Origin of the sequence: Candidatus Regiella endosymbiont of Tuberolachnus salignus (assembly GCF_964020115.1) — a bacterium.
In the GTDB taxonomy this organism is placed as follows: domain Bacteria; phylum Pseudomonadota; class Gammaproteobacteria; order Enterobacterales; family Enterobacteriaceae; genus Regiella; species Regiella insecticola.
On the sequence record NZ_OZ026542.1, the window covers coordinates 1566739 to 1587862 of the forward strand.

At 40.0% G+C, this 21124-nt stretch carries 18 protein-coding genes and 1 other RNA gene; 8 read left to right on the forward strand and 11 right to left on the reverse strand.

Features of this window, described 5'->3' with window-relative positions:
* Nucleotides 1-16: 16 nt before the first annotated feature.
* From AACL30_RS16475 to ftsY, 6 genes are all read right to left on the reverse strand, one after another.
* Nucleotides 17-148: a prepilin-type N-terminal cleavage/methylation domain-containing protein gene (locus tag AACL30_RS16475; RefSeq protein WP_422389585.1), complete on the reverse strand. Its 132-nt coding sequence runs from the start codon at nt 146-148 to the stop codon at nt 17-19.
* A 1152-nt stretch (nt 149-1300) separates the two neighbouring features.
* Nucleotides 1301-1732 carry a helix-turn-helix domain-containing protein gene (locus AACL30_RS08100; protein WP_339058307.1) on the reverse strand — a complete coding sequence of 144 codons (432 nt, stop codon included), beginning with the start codon at nt 1730-1732 and terminating at the stop codon, nt 1301-1303.
* Between the two features lie 1126 nt (nt 1733-2858).
* Nucleotides 2859-3716: an RNA polymerase sigma factor RpoH gene (rpoH, locus tag AACL30_RS08105; RefSeq protein WP_339058308.1), complete on the reverse strand. Its 858-nt coding sequence runs from the start codon at nt 3714-3716 to the stop codon at nt 2859-2861.
* A gap of 344 nt (nt 3717-4060) precedes the next feature.
* Nucleotides 4061-5008 carry a permease-like cell division protein FtsX gene (gene ftsX / locus AACL30_RS08110; RefSeq protein WP_339058309.1) on the reverse strand — a complete coding sequence of 316 codons (948 nt, stop codon included), beginning with the start codon at nt 5006-5008 and terminating at the stop codon, nt 4061-4063.
* Nucleotides 4998-5666 (reverse strand): cell division ATP-binding protein FtsE, encoded by a 669-nt coding sequence (gene ftsE / locus AACL30_RS08115; RefSeq protein ID WP_006705217.1) that lies wholly within the window; start codon nt 5664-5666, stop codon nt 4998-5000. Before ftsE ends, ftsX begins: the two co-directional genes overlap by 11 nt.
* Nucleotides 5667-5671: 5 nt before the next feature.
* A complete protein-coding gene (ftsY, locus tag AACL30_RS08120) occupies nt 5672-6877 on the reverse strand; it encodes a signal recognition particle-docking protein FtsY (protein WP_339058310.1) in 1206 nt (401 codons plus the stop codon).
* Between the two features lie 517 nt (nt 6878-7394).
* On the opposite strand from ftsY, the gene rsmD reads away from it, so the two are divergent.
* Nucleotides 7395-7973: a 16S rRNA (guanine(966)-N(2))-methyltransferase gene (gene rsmD, locus AACL30_RS08125; RefSeq protein WP_339058311.1), complete on the forward strand. Its 579-nt coding sequence runs from the start codon at nt 7395-7397 to the stop codon at nt 7971-7973.
* Between the two features lie 16 nt (nt 7974-7989).
* Complete coding sequence (locus tag AACL30_RS08130) at nt 7990-8262, forward strand: DUF1145 family protein (RefSeq protein WP_339058312.1); 273 nt, start codon at nt 7990-7992, stop codon at nt 8260-8262.
* An 18-nt stretch (nt 8263-8280) separates the two neighbouring features.
* Here AACL30_RS08130 and glpD read toward each other — a convergent pair whose 3' ends face one another.
* From glpD to AACL30_RS08145, 3 genes are all read right to left on the reverse strand, one after another.
* The gene (gene glpD, locus AACL30_RS08135; RefSeq protein ID WP_339058313.1) at nt 8281-9777 is read right to left on the reverse strand and encodes a glycerol-3-phosphate dehydrogenase; all 1497 of its coding nucleotides are present in this window, start codon (nt 9775-9777) and stop codon (nt 8281-8283) included.
* Between the two features lie 154 nt (nt 9778-9931).
* A complete protein-coding gene (glpE, locus tag AACL30_RS08140; protein ID WP_339058426.1) occupies nt 9932-10261 on the reverse strand; it encodes a thiosulfate sulfurtransferase GlpE in 330 nt (109 codons plus the stop codon).
* Nucleotides 10262-10389: 128 nt separating this feature from the next.
* Entirely contained in the window at nt 10390-11112 is a 723-nt protein-coding gene (locus AACL30_RS08145) for an SDR family oxidoreductase (protein ID WP_339058314.1), read from the reverse strand.
* A gap of 558 nt (nt 11113-11670) precedes the next feature.
* Here AACL30_RS08145 and AACL30_RS08150 point away from each other — a divergent pair.
* The 5 genes from AACL30_RS08150 to AACL30_RS08170 all read left to right on the forward strand — a co-directional run bounded on the left by AACL30_RS08150 (nt 11671) and on the right by AACL30_RS08170 (nt 17285).
* Nucleotides 11671-13536, forward strand: a complete 1866-nt coding sequence (locus AACL30_RS08150) for a putative mucin/carbohydrate-binding domain-containing protein (RefSeq protein ID WP_339058315.1) — start codon at nt 11671-11673, stop codon at nt 13534-13536.
* 101 nt (nt 13537-13637) lie between these two features.
* On the forward strand, nt 13638-15005 hold the full coding sequence (locus AACL30_RS08155) for a putative mucin/carbohydrate-binding domain-containing protein (protein ID WP_339058316.1): 1368 nt from the start codon (nt 13638-13640) through the stop codon (nt 15003-15005).
* Between the two features lie 62 nt (nt 15006-15067).
* Nucleotides 15068-16246: an IS21 family transposase gene (gene istA / locus AACL30_RS08160; protein ID WP_339056344.1), complete on the forward strand. Its 1179-nt coding sequence runs from the start codon at nt 15068-15070 to the stop codon at nt 16244-16246.
* Nucleotides 16243-17040 carry an IS21-like element helper ATPase IstB gene (gene istB / locus AACL30_RS08165; protein ID WP_339058365.1) on the forward strand — a complete coding sequence of 266 codons (798 nt, stop codon included), beginning with the start codon at nt 16243-16245 and terminating at the stop codon, nt 17038-17040. The genes istA and istB overlap by 4 nt, the downstream gene beginning before the upstream one ends.
* A gap of 50 nt (nt 17041-17090) precedes the next feature.
* The gene (locus tag AACL30_RS08170) at nt 17091-17285 is read left to right on the forward strand and encodes a DUF1090 family protein (protein ID WP_339058317.1); all 195 of its coding nucleotides are present in this window, start codon (nt 17091-17093) and stop codon (nt 17283-17285) included.
* Nucleotides 17286-17484: 199 nt separating this feature from the next.
* On the opposite strand, the gene rnpB is transcribed toward AACL30_RS08170, so the two are convergent.
* Together rnpB and rsmI are read right to left on the reverse strand one after the other, a co-directional pair.
* Nucleotides 17485-17924: RNase P RNA component class A (gene rnpB, locus AACL30_RS08175), an RNA gene on the reverse strand.
* A 45-nt stretch (nt 17925-17969) separates the two neighbouring features.
* Complete coding sequence (gene rsmI / locus AACL30_RS08180) at nt 17970-18851, reverse strand: 16S rRNA (cytidine(1402)-2'-O)-methyltransferase (protein WP_339058318.1); 882 nt, start codon at nt 18849-18851, stop codon at nt 17970-17972.
* Nucleotides 18852-19145: 294 nt separating this feature from the next.
* Between rsmI and AACL30_RS08185 the strand changes: the two genes are divergently transcribed.
* The gene (locus tag AACL30_RS08185; RefSeq protein WP_339058319.1) at nt 19146-20846 is read left to right on the forward strand and encodes a penicillin-binding protein activator; all 1701 of its coding nucleotides are present in this window, start codon (nt 19146-19148) and stop codon (nt 20844-20846) included.
* Nucleotides 20847-21124 lie beyond the last annotated feature (278 nt).

The window sequence follows — 21124 nt, forward strand, 5'->3', positions numbered from 1 at the left end:
ATTTTTTATATTTTTGTTAAAATACTTTTTTATTTTTGAATATAGTTCGCAATATTTGATAAGTCGCTATATTTATCATTGAAAAAATAGCTATTACTAGTAACATCTCCAATAGAGTAAAACTATATGAACGAGCATATCTCATCATTTTTTAACATAATCTTTTAAAGCAAAACCTAGCTCAAAATTGTCTATTTTTTAGACATTTTCACTCTAAGTAAAGAGAGATCTTCATGATTAAAATTTTCTCCACGCCAGTACCAGTACTGACTCACCATATGATCGCCTCCATTAACATGCAATATAAAAAAAGTTTTAGTATAACGAGCTATATTTATTTCAGGTTTGATTTTTAGCATGACACCAACAGATTACGAGAGATAGCATCGTATGCTTTATCAGTAGATGCTATTTGAGTTGATGTTAACACAGACTACTTTCATTAAATTCTTATCCAGCGTGACAACGCTTGGAGTTGCTATGATGTTACTTGGCATTAATTGCAAGAACCATAAATAAGCCATGCTAATTACCACAATAAAATACTGTAGCTAATCCGTTAAAAATATGTAGTGCTATTAGATATGATATTATTATTTTTGGACTGCTGTCGCTATAAAACTTGTCCATCCATTTAATGAATTTAACCACCTGATACCTAAATTAAGACTCTCACTATCATAAACTTCAACGATTATAGCTTCTACTAAAACTTATGCGCGTCTTATATCGAATTCTTCGATAATGTGTTATAAATCACACATAATATCAGTAGGAGAAGTAATAACTAAAACATCGATCTGCTCCTGAGCCTGCATTACCATTTAACTGACATAATCGCAGCACAATTTATTTAGTCAAATTATATTCCAGTGGAAAAATTTTATTTATCACCACTTAGACTTTCTTATTCATCTAAAACAATAGTAGTCGAAACTTCTATTTTTAGTCGGTATTACCTTTAATACGTTATTTGGTAACTTTAATACGATATAACTATGTATACCAAGTACGTTTAAAAAAATTGATAGTATTTATTTTTATCTAAATTTTTACTTTCTGTATTTATAATACTCTTTTATATTCGTATTTTTAAATTTTCTTGAAAACTCTTCACATAATAGCTTATTAGAATAAATATATGTTAACTCGTTAATAAAGTGCAATATAAAAATACCTAGAATCACTTTTTATAATTACTCTAGGGAAAGGAAGCAATGCGTAGTTAAAAAAGCATTGCCCCTCTTAATTATTAATAAATTAATATACGTTCGAGATAATGAAAATACTCGGTTGTATATTAATTATTTGATTGATGATATCCATTAAAACGGCCATCACATTTATTATTCATAGAAGAGCGTAATAAGCTAGTATCTAACCGTAACCCATATCTATTGATAGTTTTTATAATACCACTAGGGATGCCGAATTCATTTAATAATATTCTGAACTTATGGATTAATTGATGATAATTGTTATCTGATATACCTTTATGATTTTCGTACCATACTACCTTAATAATGTCTTGCTTTCTGTTAACATCATTAAAAAGACACATCACCAGTCTTTTTTGTTTTTCATTTATATTGATGGTTAATTTTTTACCGTGAAAATGGATTTTATTCATGCAGCAATCCACAGAAATATCGGAGCCATAATCTATGATATCTTTACCATTGATATCAATGAGCTTGCTCTCGGTGACTACAGATACAGTATCGATATACATAATTCACTCCCTAATATTAAAAAAATCAATAAATTACATTTTAAAATAGTATAATTATCGATATATAATAAATTTAACAATAATTATTATTCATATTTATAATAAAAATCAAATAAAATCACATAGTTAAATAATATTTAATTCTAAAAAATAATATCTAATATAATTATAAACATAAAAATATATTATTATATTTAGCTTAATATATAAAATAAATGAATATATAATTAAGCTTATTTATTAAAATTAATTATTAATTACTGTAAAACATACAAAAATAAAAAATCATAAAATATAAATATATTTAACTCGTCTTTAAAAAATGGCTTTACTACTTCTCATCTCTTATATCCAATCTCGCTAAAGAAGAATTTGAATAGACTCTAAGACATTAAAATAAGTAAAAATAATATTTTCTATTATTAATAAATACTCTGATTTGTCAATCATAAAATCTCAACCATGTATATTTTACATATTTAATTTATAATATAGGTCAATCTAATGTTAGAATTTTATATATTAAATTTATAATAAAAGTCGCTTGTTATAATTTTTCATGGATGGAATCGATTCACTCTCGATGAAAGTTTCAAGTAATTTTTCATCGATATCATTGTAAAAAATTTTAGTCAGCCGTCTTAAGACTATTCGATATCTTTTTAGTGAAGATAAGATGAGGAGAAAATAGGCGAAGAGGTACAGTTGTCTTTTTATAAAAAAACAAGTAAGTAAATGGGCATTTTGAGCCCTTTCTTGACAAAGCATTAACGAGCATAAGAGACTTCGAACAGACTCTTAAAAAGCTTATCGTTACTCTATTAGTTCGGGGAGAATTGTCGATAAAATCTTCGACACAGCAGTGTGATCGGAAAATTATTAATCAGAAGTGGATCCTAACCAATATTCCAACGATAAAATTTTTTTAATAAATTGAGTGACTCATTGAAATTTAAGCATACGCACGGAGCGTCTGGGATTTTAAATAACTAATTTTTTTATTTCGATATCTATAAAAAATGATCGATATTGACATCTAAAAATATCATGATGCTTTAAAAGCATGATGGGGTAGTTAATATAGATCCGCCCCTTCCTTGATTTAAATTTTCGTTTTATTATTCGTTCAAGCTTCTATTGCTAACCGCAATTTTTTCATGGCATTTTTTTCTAACTGCCTGACACGTTCAGCAGATACACCATACTTACTAGCAAGCTCTTGCAAAGTCGCTTTGTTATCATCATTTAGCCAACGCGCCCGGATGATGTGCTGACTACGTTCATCTAACTTTTCTAACGCGTATGACAATTTGTCAACGGCATGATTATCCCAATTAGCCTCTTCAATATCACCAGCAAAATCAGAGTTTCTATCTTGTAAATATAGAACAGGAGCCACTAATTGACCATCACGCGTATCATCATCCGGTGAAAGATCAAACGTCATATCCTGTGCGGACATACGTGATTCCATTTCATGAACGTCTTTTTTCGACACGCCTAACTCTTTGGCAACCATTTCTACTTCATCCTGATTAAACCAGCCTAAGCGTTGCTTAGATTTACGTAAATTGAAAAATAATTTTCGTTGAGCTTTAGTCGTCGCGACCTTTACGATTCGCCAATTGCGTAGAACATATTCATGAATTTCCGCTTTGATCCAATGCACTGCAAAAGACACAAGACGTACGCCAATGGCGGGGTTAAAACGGCGCACCGCTTTCATTAAACCAATATTACCTTCTTGAATTAAATCAGCTTGCGGTAAACCATAGCCAGAATAATTACGAGCAACGTGCGTAACAAAGCGCAAATGAGATAATATCAATTTCTTAGCAGCACTTAGATCACCGTGATAATGCAACCGTTCTGCTAATTCCTGTTCCTCTTCTGCCGTCAGCATCGGATAAGTATTACTTGTCCTAATATAAGCGTCCAGACCACCTTGTGGTATTAAGGCTAAAGTTCGTATTTCTTTGCTCATTTGAACCCCTCATAGCAATAACATGTGCACATTTCACGTGTATATTAAGCTTTTACACTGTCGGTCATATTAGCATGCTTAAAATCAAATTCAAGCGTTGAACAATATTAACCCAAATATCGAAAATTAAGGAAATCGATGTAGCTTAGCTACCTATTAGAGATCGCCAAAATTCACTAAAGAAAATTTCGCAGAGGGCTTTAAAAAATGTTTTCTATTTATTTTATCGGTATAAGCCTGACTAGAAGGGATAACTAACTCTATTTTCTATTTTTGCCGATATATTTTTTCATCATCGAATACTAGAAGTAAGAGAAGCTACTGTAAATAGCGTATTCCATGATTCATTGTGGTGTAAATTTGCGTAAATGCTCAATCGTAGCCAACCATGCTGCCAACCAACCAATCATACTAGCAACAAGCAGAAATAAAAGATTTTCATCCCAACTCAGGCCTTGTAAATTAAAGTTTGTTCCAAAGACACTCGCGGCCTGCATAACTACCCCGCCTAACTGAAAAACGAGAGTTTCAGACAGAATCAATGATAATAAGGCGCCAGCGGATCCTAGTACAACTCCCTCATTGAGAAAAGGGCGCAGGATAAATCCATCAGTAGCCCCCATTAATTTCATGACATTAATTGTGTCTCGACGGCTAAAAATACTTAAGCGAACATTGTTACCAATCACTAAAAATACAGCTACCACCATCAATAAACCAATTATCGTGACTATTTGGCCTATGAGTTTAGTTAGCGCACTGAGACGAGCGAACCAACTGTCATCCATACGAACTTCCGCCACTCCTGCTATTTTATTGATTTTTTCACCTAGGGTATTCAACATTTCTAAATGTTGAAAATTAGATTTTGGTGTAATTATCGCCACAGCAGGTAATGGATTTTCTTCCAACATGTCTAGTGCGCCGCCAAAACCAGACCAATGGCGAAACTCATTTACCGCCTCTTCTCGTGATAAATAATTAACTTTTTCAATTTCAGGGATGGATTTTAATAACCTAACTACTTTTTCAGTCGCATTATCATCTAGCGTTTGATCTAAATAGAGAGTAAGTTGCGGTATCGGATACCACTGAGTAGCGGCTTGATTGATATTTTTCCAGACGATATAACACACACTCGGTAACGTAAGTGAAATAGTGATCACCGTCACTGTTAACAGGGTTGCTAGTGGTTGGCGCAACATATCCGTTAATACATTTTTCCAAGCATATCGCCACTGTACAGACCAACCGCCTTGTAGGATTTTAGTTTTTTTCGATTTACTTGCCATGATGTACTCCCGACATTCTGCCTTGGCTTAATGTCAGAACCTGATATCGTTGTTTGATGATCAGTGAAGTATCATGAGTAGCTACTAATACAGTGACTCCTACACGGTTAAATTCTTCGAATAGTCGCAAAATCTCTTGCGACAAAGTTTCATCTAAATTACCTGTCGGCTCATCAGCCAATAATACCGCTGGTTTATTAACTACAGCACGCGCAATACCCACTCGCTGTTGTTCACCACCAGAAATCTGGAGAGGAAAATTTTTGGCTTTATCTAGCAAACCTACTTTATCTAAAGCTGCTGACACCCGGCGCCGGATGTCCTCAGTGCTGGCACCAACGATAATGAGAGGCATGGCTACATTGTCATATACTGTTCGATCTAGCAATAAATGGTGATCCTGAAAAATCATGCCAATCTGACGACGAAGAAAAGGGATTTCGCGGTTTTCCAGGCGGCTAATATCATGACCATCAAACCAAATATGACCAGCACTGGGTCTTTCTATCCCGCAAATGAGTTTCAGTAAAGTGCTTTTACCTGCACCAGAATGGCCGGTCAAAAATGCCATTTGTGCTCGGGGTAGATGAAAATCGATTCCTTGCAGTGCCTGTTTTCCGCCAAGGTAAGCTTTACTAACTTGTTCAAAACGAATCATGGCTATTAATCCTCTCGGGCAAAAAGAGCCTCAATAAAATCATCAGCCTTGAATAGCCGTAGATCTTCAATAGCTTCCCCCACACCAATGTAACGAATGGGTATACCGAACTGATCGGCGATGGCAAAAATCACTCCACCTTTAGCGCTCCCATCAAGTTTAGTCAAGTTAATCCCAGTCAGCCCAACCGCTTCATGAAATAATTTTGCTTGATTAACCGCATTTTGTCCGGTGCTTGCATCCAGTGTTAGCATAATTTCATGGGGCGCTTTCTCATCTATTTTTTTCATTACCCGGACTATCTTTTGTAGCTCAATCATCAGATCAGTTTTATTTTGTAAACGTCCCGCCGTATCAGCCAGCAGCACATCAATGTTACGTGCTTTAGCCGCTTGAAATGCATCGAAAATGACCGAAGCAGAATCGGCGCCAGTGTGTTGAGCAATGACCGGAATATTGTTACGTTCGCCCCATACTTGTAATTGTTCAACGGCAGCGGCACGAAAAGTGTCACCCGCAGCTAGCATGACGGATTTACCTTGTGCTTGAAACTGATAGGCCAATTTACCGATCGTGGTCGTTTTACCCACCCCGTTAACACCAACCATTAAGATAACACATGGATTTTTGCCATTAGTCTCTAGCGGTTTATCAACTTTAGCTAAAATTTCAGCCATGGTTTCTTTTAATTTTTCGTATAACACTTCAGCATCTTTGAGTTGTTTACGATTAGCATGCTCAGTCAAAGACTTGATAATTTTATGGGTTGTTTCTACGCCAATATCAGCAATGAGCAGCTTTTCTTCCAATTGCTCAAAAAAATCATCATCAATTTTCTTACCACGGAACAAGTTCAGCAGACCGAAACCAATGTTTTGTTTTGTTTTCAATAAACTTTTTTTTAGACGGGTAAAAAAATTCTCTTTATTTGGCTGTTTTTGTACGTTGCTATTTTCAACTATTGGTTTAGCTTTTTGTTCAAGGGTTTCGTTTAACCTTGTTACTACAGCGGATTCAGTATGAGATTCAGCTAATTTTTCATGATCGGCTACAATGGGGCTGTTAGTTTTTTCATCATCTTGAGTAGATATGGTCGATTTTTTATCACCGGCGCCAATCTTTTGAGATGGTTCGGTTGTTTGCTCTTTGCTCTGATGCTGATTTCCAAAGCTGAACCAAGAAAGAAGCCCCCGTTTTTTTTCTTTTGCCATTTACAACTACACTCCCAGCGATCAAATGATAATTTAGCTAAATTAAGGTTATAGCCTGGCAGTCTAACATTTTCCGTGTTAAAGCAACTAGAGCCTGATGACTGTTTTCATTGTTAACATTCCTTCGGTCATATACCCTTCGTCTTTGAAGCCGTGTTGGCTGCGGGTGTTCGCCCTCATGGTATGTCCACGCTCATCGCTCGCCCGCCCTGGCAGCCGAAGGCAACTTCAAAGGCGAAGGGTATAAATGACGAGAATTTCTAGGAGCCTATTCGAAGTCTTCTTTAACGAAACTCAGATCAAGATCTAACGCGCCTTCAATGCGTTCCTGCTTCATAAAAGCGGCTCAACTGAGCCGCATTTTAACATATCCTGCCCTATTACCCGGATTGAAGACTGAAGTTTTACGGCACATCGGATAAATTATAAATTGGCTTAATTTAAATCTTCTCTCCACACCTCATCCATAGCTAAAATGGATTCTTTACAAAATCTACTTTGTAATATTAACGCTAGAATGATAAAAAAATCTCAACATCATACGCTCGGGCAAGTTCGTATTATTGGTGGTCAATGGCGGGGTCGTAAACTTCCCGTGCTCACTAGCCCCGGTTTACGCCCCACACCTGATCGAGTGCGAGAAACACTCTTTAATTGGTTGGATCCGATGATCCAAAATGCCCGCTGTCTAGACTGTTTTGCCGGCAGTGGAGCCTTAGGGTTAGAAGCTTTGTCGCGTTATGCAAAGTCAGCTACTTTGTTAGAATTAGAAAATAATGTTGCACAACAATTAATAAATAATTTGGCTCTATTAAAAGCAGAAGATGGATGTGTGATCAATACCAACACTTTGAACTGGTTAGCGCAAACAGGCCAACCTTACGATGTGATATTTTTAGATCCGCCCTTTCAGCAGGAATTGCTAACAAAAACAATTCATTTACTTGAAAAAAGAAACTGGTTAGCCGATGAAGCATGGATTTATGTTGAAACTGCAGTAAAAGACACAAGGGTAGCTTTCCCTAGCCACTGGCAGCTACATCGGGAAAAAACCGCTGGGCAGATTGTTTACAGATTGTATATTCGTCGCACTTAAAACAGGAGTAAATAAAATGTGGCTTAATCTTGGTCGATTATGCATGCTAGGCATATGGAGTTTCTTACTGCTTAACCTTTTTCACCCACTTCCTAAACCTTTACAGTATTTTATCAATGTAGCTATGATATTGATGGTCTTAGTGCATGGATTACAATTGGCACTGCTTAAATCAACACAGCCAAAAGATCAGCCCATTAGCAAATGGCAACAGGCTAAAATTTTTATATTTGGCATTTTTGAATTTTTAATATGGCAAAAAAAACAACCCTCACCAGAGCAAAAATAACGACTTTTTCCATTAGAGTTATTCGGAAGTCTCTTGTGCTTTATTGCTTAACCACGTACTAATCCGTTGTTTTTGCATATCATCAAGATACATACCCAATTTAGTACGGCGCCAAATCACATCGTCAAGTTTAACCACCCATTCTTTTTCTATTAAATAACATAGCTCAGCTTCATACAGATCATGACCAAAATGTTCGCCTAAATCAGCAAGGCTATACGCATTGTTTAAGATCAATTCACTATGACTACCATAGGTACTGGTATAACGATATGCTAATGTTTCTGGTAACCAATTGAAACGAGAATGTAATTTCATAGCATAACTCTTTCGATCGCCTTCAATATTACCCCCTGGTAATTCAGCATACTTAGTCCAGGCTGAACCCATTTTAGGGTAATAGCGGCGCAGTTTTTCCAATGAATGTTCTGCCAATTTACGATAAGTCGTCAGCTTACCACCAAATACTGATAGCAGTGGGAGACATCCTCCTTCATCAGCAATATCCAGAGTATAATCACGTGTAATAGCTTGAGGTGAATCAGATTCATCGTCACATAAGGGACGAACACCAGAATAAGTCCAGACGATATCAGCACGTCCCAATTGTTTGATAAAATGATGGTTATAGACATTTAATAAATAGTCGATTTCATGATCATCAATCGCGACTTCTTTAGCATCTCCATGATACTCCACATCCGTAGTACCGATGATTGAGTATTTATCCAACCACGGAATAACAAAGACTATTCTATTGTCTTCGTTTTGCAGAATATAAGCTTCGGATTGCTCATGAACACGTGGCAGCACAATGTGACTACCTTTAATCAGTCGAATACCATAAGGCGATTTTAACGCTAGAGCATCATCAAAAAATTGTTTTATCCAAGGACCGGTCGCATTAACAAGGCCTTTAGCATACCAGGTACGACTTTTACCACTTTTTTCGTCCATGGCTTCGACTTTCCACAGACCTTGTTCACGCCGTGCACAGGTGACTCTCGTCTGAGTACGGACTTCTCCATGATGTTTTACTACTGTTTGAGCATTAAGTACCACTAAGCGCGCATCATCAACCCAACAGTCGGAATATTCGAATCCGCGTACCAGTTCTGGTTTCAGTACTGATTCTGAGCCAAACCGCAGACTCTTACTGGCCGGTAAGCTAGAACGTTTACCTAAATGATCATAGAGGAATAGACCAGCACGTATCATCCAGGCTGGACGTAGATGGGCTTGATGTGGTAAACGAAAACGCATTGGAGAAACGATATGAGGTGCTAATTTCAATAATATTTCACGTTCCGCTAGTGCTTCACTGACTAGACGAAATTCATAATGTTCTAAATAACGTAAACCACCATGAATAAGTTTAGAACTAGCAGAAGAGGTAGCACAAGCTAAGTCTTGCGCTTCAAGTAACAGTACTGACAGACCCCGCCCAGCAGCGTCAGCAGCGATACCTGCTCCGTTGATGCCCCCACCTATCACGATCAAGTCTTTGCTTTCCACGTTATCTTCCTCCAGATGTTCAAAACAGTTCGTTAATGTCAGCTCACTTTCATTTAGTGTAAACAAAAATCAACAGACAAACCAAAAAATCACCCAGATAAGTGGTTATACACGATATTAATGTTCTTTGTGTTTGACTTCAGAAGATAAGGCGCTAGCCGTTATCGATAGTAATATTCTTTAAATACCTTTTACTCCAAGCATCAAAACCACCTTCAATGCTATAGGTTTCAGTAAAACCTTGCTCCAATAAATATTGAGCTACTTTCTTACTGCTATTGCCATGGTAGCACATCACCATCAACAGCTCGGTAAAGTCTGTCTGTTGGAGAAAACTTGACAAATTGTCATTCGTTAGATGGATTGCCCTAGGTATGTGGTTTGAGATATAACTTCGTGAATCACGGATATCAACGAGTAATCCATCATTTTTTATCCAATACGAATAGGCCTGTTCAACACTGATTATTTTAAACTTTTTTATATTTTGACTGTTTTTTATGAATGAATTGGCTTGCTTGACATTCTTCTCCACTGAAATTCACCTGAGTAACAGAATCATCTTTTTTACCTTGTATCCTACAGTAAAATAAATTTTTTCATCGTGGGTTCTTAATTTTGTTGCTTAGTAGGAGCAATAGCAATTTCACGAATACAGACACCTTGGGGCAATTGGTAACAAAAAACGACAGCTTTTGCTACATCCTGGGCTGAAATTACACCGCCAATGCTCGATTTCCACTCAGCATAACCCTGTTTAATATCCTGTTGAGATGTATGCTCTAGCAACTCTGTTTCCGCCGCACCTGGTGAAACAGTTATCACCCTTACATTGTAAGGTGCCACCTCCCAGCGTACGGTTTCACTGATACCATGTACCGCAAATTTAGTACCAGAATAAGCAGCATGATGTTCAAATGTTTTCCTCCCCGCAAGAGAGCTGATGTTGATTATTGTCCCTGATTGATTCTTTTTCATTTTTTTCAGAACGAGTTGCATCCCATGTAATAATCCCAATACATTGGTTGAAAACATATTTTTCCATTCTTCCGGGTTTTGTTGCTCTATATTTCCAAGCAACATGACACCTGCGTTGTTAACCAAACAATCCACATCACCAAATTGAGACTCTGCGTCTTTAATAGCTTGTTCAAAACTACCAGGATCCGTTATGTCTACTTGGCGACAAAGCGTTTGTGGCAACTCCAGCGCCTTAAGACGTTCAATGCGACGAGCGAGAAGTAAAAGAGGGTATTCTAATTCGCTTAATTGTTTAGCAATTTCAGCACCGAATCCAGAGCTTGCACCAGTAATAACCACTAATTTCTTTTCCATTAAAAACCTCATTACTCGCTATAAAATCTGGTAGAGAATAACCGGATTAAAGATTCTCTATAACATATCGTTTCAACTACCTTTGATGACGCTCTCCACCATACCAACACTTTATTTTAGATTCCCATCTAATTGCTTCTTCACTATATAGAGTATAGTTACAGTAAGGAAAAATAATCCATTAAAAACAAATAAATAAAATATTCTTGCTTATATAATAGGCAACAAAGCACGACAAAACACAACTTTTCAGTCATTATTTATCAATAAGTTACCCATTCATTTCGACCTGTTATTTGTGCCATTGTACGTCAATATTATCCTGTGTTTTCATTTCCACCCAACAGTGATCGCTGATTTTACGCATAGTGAATGCAGCTGGCTCTCCTTCTGCTAGTCTTTTTATTTGATGCCAAATAAGAACTAGACTCATCTCAGTACAAAAACCAGTTTTGATGAGTTTGCTTACTGTCGTAGTTGGAGCGGCGGTGATCGTCGATGTAGAAAGTGATCAAGCAGATATAGCGGGAGCTGTGTCATAAAAGGAGTGTCATCATCGTGGATAGAACTAATGTAATGAATACTATGGAAGAGCCGGATAACACGATATCCGATGTAGGTTTAACAACATCTACAGAGCAAAAGCTGGCGATACGGCAGTCTGTTGCTGATGAAGAGCTAGCAATACAACTCATACAGTACATGATAGAAATGGAATTAATCATGAATAGAACTAATTCAATGAATACTATGGAAGAACCGGGTAACAGGATATCCGATGTAGGTTTAACAACGTCCACAGAGCAAAAACAGGCGATACCGCAGTCTGTGCTTGATGAAGAACTGGCAACACAACTCATACATAAAATGATAGCAGCACAAGTCATCGCTGGATTACAGCCGGATAAACTGGCGGATAAAGAAGAGGAACTGACCTTTCGCTATCTCGCACCTCGTTATCATGATGTCGTACAGCAAATCAAAAAACCGATATTCCATACGGGATTGACCACCTTTAACGTGCTACAACGCGAGATAACCCAGTCTGTTCTTGATGAAATTGCAGAGAAAACCGGTCTGGAGTTCCGCCAAGTTGAAGGTGATGAACCCGCTGATCTGGTCTTTGGTAATTTCCATGCTCCAACGAATAGCCTTGGCGGTTTTGTTAATTTAACCACTGTCCCTTATGAAAGCAGCGAAATCTGGGTGAATGCCAGGCCGGAGTCCCTCCGAGCTCCAGAGATGTTTAAATATATTCTTGTTCATGAAATGGGGCATGCGCTTGGGTTGAATCACAGCCTTAGCCTGAATCCTGGCACGGTAATGTCGTATAACCGGAGCCCGAGAGGGTTACAGGTTGCTGATTTTTTGGCTTTATGGAGTCTGCATGGTCGCGACAGCAATCCGCAATCAGAGGAACGAATAAGGGCAGGGGAACAGGCCAGGGCAAAGATGTGGGTAAGGATAAGGGAAGAAATAATGCCAGGAGGCTATTGGGACAACTATTGGGCAAAGTTATTTTTGAGTGCGAGGTTTACCGATATTGCTTACGTTGCTATTGATGAAATACACAGCATGCTATACGTTGATGTATACGGTGGAGCAACAGGGATCCATGATTATTTCAAGGATAAAACCTATGCGGAGATCAGGATCAGGAATAATGAAGGCAAGGTTATTTTTGAAAAAGAAATAAAAGGCACAGAGATGGTGTCTTCACGTGAAGATATCCCATTTACTGAAGGCTATCAACTGGAAATTTATCATGCTGAGGCAGAAACCGGTTTAATGCCAACCTCAGGTGTCCTGGATGGATCAGTGCCCAATGCCAAAACAAACCGTTTCGTCATGACAAAAACCGGGCTGAAAAGGCTAATACCGGCTCATCAGGTGACCCTGCTGGACAGGAATAATTATGCATTTGCTTCCCTTTCTGTGGATGCCGTTGCCAGGCAGCTGGAGATTGATATCAGTAAACCCCTGGTGGATGAGCATGCTCAGGACTCCGTTTACGCAAGCATTAAAGTGATCAATAAAAAAGGCCGGGTGTTTTTTAAAAAAGAGATCAAAGGCAGTGATACCGGCATGTTACGTACCCGGGTTTTGTTTTCTGAGGGCGATAAACTGGAGATATATCATGCGCAGGCAGAAGAATGCTTAAAAATTTTCTCTTCTGGTGTCAAGGTTGATGTTGCCGTAGCTGCAAAAACCACGACCTTTATCATGACACCGAGAGGTCTGGAAAAATGTCTGTTTTCACCTCAGCCAACACAGGGTGACACAACAGATAAGATGGCTCAGGCCATGTCTGGTTTTACTCCTCCCCCTTTAGGCGCCGTTTCCTGTCAGCAAGATAACAGGCTAACGCCATCCGAATTCTTCAGTGCTTTGGTCAGCGCAGGGTCATACAACGGCTTTTGGTAGCATGGAAACTAACCCAAACCCCAGGACGAGAGAGTGAACATTTTTTGTATAATAAATAGGTTACATAGCGGGAGCTGTGTCATAAAAGGAGTGTCATCATCATGGATAGAACCAATTTAATCAATACCGTGGAAGAACCGGATAACAGGATATCCGATGTAGATTTAACAACGTCCACAGAGCAAAAACAGGTGATACCGCAGTCTGTTGTTGATGAAGAGCTAGCAACACAACTCATACAGTACCTGATAGAAGCACAAGTCATCCCTGGATTACAGCCAGATAAACTGGCGGATAAAGAAAAGGAACTGACCTTTCACTATCTTACCCCCCGTTATCATGATGTTGTCATACGGCAAAACAAAAAGCCGTCGGTATCGGGTTTGACCACCTTTACCGCACTACAACGAGAGATAACCCAGTCTGTTCTTAATGAAATTGCAGAGAAAACCGGTCTGGAGTTCCGCCAGGTTGAGGATGATGAACTCGCTGATCTGGTCTTTGGTAATTTCCATCTTTCAACGGGTACCCTTCTCGGTTTTGTTAATTTCGATGCTGCAACGAGTAGCCTTCTCGGTTTTGTTGATTCCACTACTGTCCCTTCTAAAAGCAACGAAATCTGGATGAATACCAGGCGGAAGGCTCGCCTAGCTCCAGAGTATTTTAAATTTTTTCTTGTTCATGAAATCGGGCATGCGCTTAGACTGGATCACAGCGATGACCTGAAGGATCCTCGCACGATAATGTCGTATAACCCGGGTTCGACGGGATTACAGATTGCTGATTTTTTGGCTTTATGGAGTCTGCATGGTCGTGACAGCAATCCGCAGTCAGAGGAACGAATAAGGGCTGGGGAACAAGCCAGGGCAAAGATGTGGGCAAGGATAAAGGAAGGGATAACGCCAGGAAGCTATTGGAAAAAGTCACTTTTACGTGCGGGGGATACCGATATTGCTCTCGTTTCTATTGATAAAGTACACAGCATGCTATGTGTTGATGTGTTCGATGAAGCAACAGAGGCAGATGATTATTTCAGAGATAAAACCTATGCTGAGATTAGAATCAAAAATCATGCAGGCAAGATTATTTTTGAAAAAAAAATAAAAAGCACAGGTAGGGTGTCTCCACGTGAAGAGATCCCATTTACTGAGGGCTATCAACTGGAAATTTATCATGCTGAGGCAGAAACCAGTTTACTGTTCGCCTCAGATATCCAGGGTGCATCGGTGCCCAATGCCAAAACAAACCGTTTTGTCATGACAAAAACCGGGCTGAAAAGGCTAATACCGGCTCATCAAATGACCCTGCTGGACAGAAATAATTATGCATTTGCTTCTCTTTCTGTGGATGCCGTTGCCAGGCAGCTGGAGATTGATATCAGTAAACCCCTGGTGGATGAGCATGCTCAGGACTCCGTTTATGCAAGCATGTCAGCGCTAATGATAAAAGACCGTAAATTGCTAATTTAATTTGTCCACTCAAGCCAGAATGCAGTTTCCTTTGTGGTGACAAAGCCATGAGGGAAATAAGCATGCTAAGAAGAGAGGACCACTACATGATAAAACAACGCCATCAACAGGGGGCATTTATTGTTGATATTGCCCATCAGATAGGGTGTTCAGAAAAAACGGTGAGACGGCACATTAGCTATCCTGCGCCGCCAACAGCAAAACGCGGTAAAAAACAGGTTGCTAAACTCGAGCCCTTTAAAGACTACATCGATTCAAGGTTGAGTGAACAGGTTTGGAATGCGGCGGTTATTTTTGAGGAAATCCGTGAAAAAGGCTACCGGGGTGGGAGTGCGATGCTCCGACGTTATATACATCCCAAACGTCCGCTCAGGGCCTCGAAAAACACGGTACGCTTTGAAACCCTCCCCGGTTATCAACTTCAACACGATTGGGGAGAAATCATCGTTGAGGTGGCAGGCTCTGCCTGTACGGTTAATTTTGCCGTTAATACGCTCGGTTTTTCGCGTCGCTTTCATGTCTTTGCTGCCCCTAAGCAAGATGCTGAGCACACGTATGAATCGCTGGTTCGCAGCTTCAATTACTTCGGTGGCAGCGTAAAAAATGTCTTGGTAGATAACCAAAAAGCCGCTGTTATCAAACATGGACAAAATGGCCACATCGAGTTCAATGCGGGCTTCCTGCAACTGGCTAATCACTATGGGTTTAGCCCTCGCGCCTGTAAGCCTTATCGACCGCAAACGAAAGGCAAAACCGAACGGATGGTGGGCTATGTTAAACACAATTTTTTCACTCGCTACCGTCAGTTTGAGAGTTTCGCTCATGTTAATCAACTGCTAGCGATGTGGCTGGCGAAAGTGGCAGACCAGCGTCATCTTCGTCAATTCAAGCAGACACCGGAAAATCGTTTTGCTGAGGAAAAAATAGCCTTGATGCCACTCCCTGCGACTGATTTCGATACCAGCTACTTCGACCTACGACAAGTGGCATGGGACAGCTATATCGATGTCAGAGGTAATCGCTATAGCGTGCCTTCATTCTGGTGTGGTCGTGCGGTTAATATTCGTATCGGTTTAGATAATACGCTACGTATTTACGGCGATGAGCAACTGCTCGCGACGCATCTCTTGCAGGAGGTAACGCAGGGCTGGCAAAAGGTGCCAGAACATCATCAAGCCCTTTGGCAACAGGTCAATCGAGTAGCGTCTCGTTCGCTCAGTGTGTATGAGGAGCTACTCTGATGGAAATGGAAAACTTGTTGATACGGTTAAAAATGGATTACCTGGGCGATGCGTTGGAGAGTTTATGTGAAGAAGCCACCAAGAAAGCACTGAACTACCGTGAATTTCTCCAGCAGGCATTAGCCCAGGAATGGAACGGGCGTCACCAAAAAGGCTTGGAATCGCGGTTAAAACAAGCACGTTTGCCGTGGATAAAAACCTTGGAGCAATTTGACTTTACTTTCCAACCAAGTATAGACAGGAAAATTATCCGCGAGCTGGCGGGGCTGAGGTTTGTCGAACATCATGAAAACGTCATTTTGTTAGGCCCACCTGGGGTAGGGAAAACGCATTTGGCGATAGCGCTGGCTGTCAAGGCAGCTACAGCTGGGCATCGGGTATTGTTTATGCCTCTGGATAGACTCTGCTGTACCTTAATGAAGGCAAAGCAAGAAAACCGTCTGGAACGCCAACTTCAGCAACTGTGCTATGCCAGGGTATTAATACTGGATGAAATCGGGTATTTACCGATGAATCGCGAAGAAGCTAGCCTATTTTTCAGGTTATTGAGCCGTCGTTATGAAAAGGCGAGCATCATTCTCACATCAAATAAAAGTTTTACTGATTGGGGGGACGTATTCGGTGATCACATTTTAGCAACTGCGATTTTAGACAGGCTTTTACATCATTCAACCACATTGAATATTAAAGGAGAAAGCTATCGACTCAAAAATAAACGCAAAGCAGGCATGTTGCCTATAAAAACGACTGATATTATCCAGGCGCCTGGAATAGAAACCCAACAGGAAAATTAGCAAAAACTGGACATTTTAAAGTAGCAAAAAGTGGTCAATCTAAAGTAGCGTTGACACACTGTAATAAATCAAGCTTGGTAGCCAAGCAACAGCAGAAAATTACTCAAAAAAAGCAAAAGGTAATAGAACGGCAACATCAATTAGCTGTTGCTGAACAAACGGATGATACTGATAATATACTCAAAAAACGGAAAAAATTAAGTAAGGCAGAAGAAGAGCTAAGCGCTCATTCAAAAGCGCCTTAGCGAAGCTAATATTACCCTTCGCCTTTGAAGCCGCCGCGTTGTTGACTGCGGGTGTTCGCCCTCATGGTATGTCCACGCTCATCGGCCTCACACCTTGGCAGCCGAAGGCAACTTCAAAGGCGAAGGGTATATAAAGAAAATTATCTAAAAAATAGGTTAATAAAAACCCTGTATCGCAGAGCGATACAGGGTTTAATGATTAAGGAGTTGACCGATAAGCCGGGTTCTGTCGTGGACAACCATTCATCTAGGCCAGCAATCGCTCACTGGCTCAAGCAGCCTACCCGGGTTCAGTACGAGCCGCACTTTGTGAACCTCTATTTGGCCTTGCTCCAGGTGGAGTTTACCTTGCCACAAACTGTTACCAGCTGCGCGGTGCGCTCTTACCGCACCCTTTCACCCTTACCTGATCTCGATTACACCCTTCGTCTTTCAAGTTACGGCGGCGTTGGCGCGGCAACTTAAAGGACTGTGGGTATACACGAGCCATCGGCGGTTTGCTCTCTGCTGCACTTGTCGTAGGCTCGCGCCTCCCAGGAATTACCTGGCACCCTGCCCTGTGGAGCCCGGACTTTCCTCCCCTTTGACTGTCTTCCCCAGAGGGGATAGCAGAAAAGCGGCGGTTGTCTAGTCAACTCTAGCCCAATTATAGCCACATCAAAGTAAAATGCTATGATTCTCTTATCAGGAGCCGTTTATTTGATCTTGCTTGGAATTGAGGGCATGACGATAAAGACTGTTTTTGTTCACATTATGAATTTCAGCAGTTAACTTGGCGGCGGTTTTTAACGGCAATGTTTGCCGCAATAATGCTAAAGTATGCAACGCTACCTTAGGAAGAGCATCGTCAAACAACGCTTGATATCCCTCAACAATTAAGACCATTTCACCTCGCTGACGATATTCATTTTGCTGCACCCAATCTAACAATTCGCCCACTGGGGCACCATAAATAGATTCCCACTTTTTAGTTAACTCTCGCGCCAGCACGACATAACGTTGTGCACCAAATACACTGATCATATCTTGTAGGCTTTCTATCAGCCGATGGGGAGCCTCGAAAAAGATTAGAGTGCGAGGCTCTTCAAGCAGCGACTGCAGTGTATCCTGACGTCCTTTTTTTTTGGCGGGTAAAAAACCTTCGTAACAAAAGCGATTAGATGCAACCCCTGCCGCTGACAGCGCGGTAATAGCAGCACAGGCTCCTGGCAGCGGTATCACTCTAATAGCGCTTTCACGACAACGCCGCACTAAATAATAACCAGGATCATTAATTAAGGGAGTACCAGCATCAGAAACCAAGGCTATACTTTGACCATCTTGTAATTTTTTTAGTAAATAATCCGTTTTTTGTTTTTCATTATGATCATGGAACGCCGATAATCGCTGGGTATTAATAGCGAAATGTTTCAAAAGTTGCCTTGTATTGCGCGTATCTTCTGCTGCAATCACATCAACGTTTTTCAATACTTCTAACGCCCGATAGGTTATATCATCAAGATTACCAATAGGGGTGGGTACTACATACAAGGTTGATGCAGTAACCACTGTGTCGGGCTCATTCATTGGACCTCTGAAAGCATAGGGATGGGTCTGTAGTTAAAGTGCGCTCGCGAAGCGCCGCACATAGAGTTTACAAAGAAGTACATTAGGGATTAAAAGGTGAAAAATGCTCATTTACCTTATGTAAACTGCGCTTTTTTTCCCATTTTTTTTCATCTTTGCATTTTTTAACACAAAAAAATTAGAGCGGGCTCTCAGAAATTTTATCCTGCATGGCCATTATAAAAGGCGCTATTGTTTCATTCGTATTATCGCTTTAATATTAGCCGTCTTGAAAAAACATTACTGGATACAGTTATGCTTTCCTCAAAATTTGTTCGCACTTTCGTTTATATTGATAGTCAGTCTAAAATTTTTGTTACCGTTATCGGGATGGTTTTTATCTTGGTAGGTTGTACTGGCTATGCCCCACAAATGCCGCCCCCATCAACGCTACAGAACAAAATAATTACTGATACCGGACAACAAAAGAAAAACAACCAAGATAATAACAAATCAGACAGACAATTACGCCTCATTCGTGGTTACATTTCTCAAGAACCGCTACTTAAAGATAGAACAGATCATCAAGATAATATCGATAGTACCTGGTTGGCTCTGACGAAATTTACTCCCCAATCACTCAACGATTTAATAATCAATCCTGATGAGGTAGTGTTACAGGGCTGGCTTGATTTAACTCGCCTCTATCACGATAGACAACAATATGAAAATCGACTAAAAATAGAGGTCGAAAACTGGCAAACCCTTCATCCGCATCATCCAGCGGCGAAAAAGCTTCCAACCTCATTAAAAAGGAAGGTTGGTTCTGTTCAGGCTTCAACAACTAAAATTGCGCTATTACTACCATTGAGTGGTTCAACCAAAATCTTTGGTGAGGCTATTAAACAAGGTTTTTTCGCCGCCCAGAGTGAATCATTGTCAATACCGATTCCAGACAGTGATCATGCGAATCTAGACAATTTAGACAAAGAAGAGAAACCAATAATCGCCTCTGAATTAAGCGTTACACCACCGCTCTCCTCGCCTATAAAAGTGTATGATACTAAAAAACAATCTATTTCATCATTACTGATTCAAGCGCAGCAAGACGGGGCTACATTAGTGGTCGGGCCATTACTTAAACCAGAGGTAGCACAATTATCAAAAATTCCGACAACATTGAATATATTGGCGTTAAATCAAACTGAAAAAAATGAAAGTCATCCCAATATTTGTTATTTTTCTTTATCACCAACAGATGAGGCAAGTGATGCGGCACACCATCTGTGGCAGCGAAAAATGAGAAAGCCATTACTGATTATTCCACGGGGAAACTTTGGTGATCGTATTGCTAAAGCTTTTATCCAAGAATGGCAAAAAATAGGCGGTGGATCTGTTTTGCAACAGCGATTTGGGTCGGTTGATGAGCTGAAAAAAGCGATAAACCGTGGCCAAACTAAACCTTTTAATAATGCTATGCCGCTCTCAACAGAGTTGCAATCATCTCGCACTACTGAATCCAAGGGTGCTCAGCGAGGGATCCCTGCTACTATCGCCAATAATTATGTCGATGCCGTTTATATTGTGGCAAAACCAGAAGAAATAATATTAATTAAATCTATAATTGATATTATGAATGAATCATCTGCTAAACCTGCGTTGTTCGCTAGCTCACGTAGCAATCAGGCTAATATTAATTACGATAATCGTTTAGAAATGGAAGGCGTGCAATTTAGTGAAATTCCATTGATAGCGGGGTCAAATCCTTCATTAATGAAGCAAGTAGCGGCTAAATATGACCATGATTATTCTTTGATACGTTTGTACGCTATGGGAATGGATGCTTGGGTATTAGCCCAGTATTTTGATGAAATACGCCAAATTCCTAGCTTTCAACTGCCAGGAACGACTGGCCATTTAAGTATTACAAGTGACTGTGTGATTAACCGTAAGTTGCCATGGCTACAGTACTGTCAGGGCAAGTTTATCCCTGTAAAAAATGGAGAGGGACTTTAAAAAATTTTGGGGTGTGAATCCGCCTAGAAGCCCAAAACAGAGTGTGCAGCGTACAAGAGGTGAGAGCCATGAAGATAGTGGGCTCCGTGTAATGTGGAATTTATACCCACAGCCCTTGAAGTTGCCTTCGGCTGCCAGGGCGGGCGACCGATGAGCGTATACCCAATGAATTTCGAGTTTACGACAAGGCGGCAATCAATCGAATCCCAGGAGTGTACAGATAGTAAATGACCGGGATGAGTGACGCTGCCTCCGCAGCCGTAACTTGAAAGGCGAAG

Coding starts and splice junctions, on each gene's coding strand:
- AACL30_RS16475 (WP_422389585.1), bottom strand. CDS start 148: ATGATGAGATATGCTCGTTCATATAGTTTTACTCTATTGGAGATGTTA.
- AACL30_RS08100 (WP_339058307.1), bottom strand. CDS start 1,732: ATGTATATCGATACTGTATCTGTAGTCACCGAGAGCAAGCTCATTGAT.
- rpoH (WP_339058308.1), bottom strand. CDS start 3,716: ATGAGCAAAGAAATACGAACTTTAGCCTTAATACCACAAGGTGGTCTG.
- ftsX (WP_339058309.1), bottom strand. CDS start 5,008: ATGGCAAGTAAATCGAAAAAAACTAAAATCCTACAAGGCGGTTGGTCT.
- ftsE (WP_006705217.1), bottom strand. CDS start 5,666: ATGATTCGTTTTGAACAAGTTAGTAAAGCTTACCTTGGCGGAAAACAG.
- ftsY (WP_339058310.1), bottom strand. CDS start 6,877: ATGGCAAAAGAAAAAAAACGGGGGCTTCTTTCTTGGTTCAGCTTTGGA.
- rsmD (WP_339058311.1), top strand. CDS start 7,395: ATGATAAAAAAATCTCAACATCATACGCTCGGGCAAGTTCGTATTATT.
- AACL30_RS08130 (WP_339058312.1), top strand. CDS start 7,990: ATGTGGCTTAATCTTGGTCGATTATGCATGCTAGGCATATGGAGTTTC.
- AACL30_RS08145 (WP_339058314.1), bottom strand. CDS start 11,112: ATGGAAAAGAAATTAGTGGTTATTACTGGTGCAAGCTCTGGATTCGGT.
- AACL30_RS08155 (WP_339058316.1), top strand. CDS start 13,638: ATGGATAGAACCAATTTAATCAATACCGTGGAAGAACCGGATAACAGG.
- istA (WP_339056344.1), top strand. CDS start 15,068: ATGCTAAGAAGAGAGGACCACTACATGATAAAACAACGCCATCAACAG.
- rsmI (WP_339058318.1), bottom strand. CDS start 18,851: ATGAATGAGCCCGACACAGTGGTTACTGCATCAACCTTGTATGTAGTA.
- AACL30_RS08185 (WP_339058319.1), top strand. CDS start 19,146: ATGCTTTCCTCAAAATTTGTTCGCACTTTCGTTTATATTGATAGTCAG.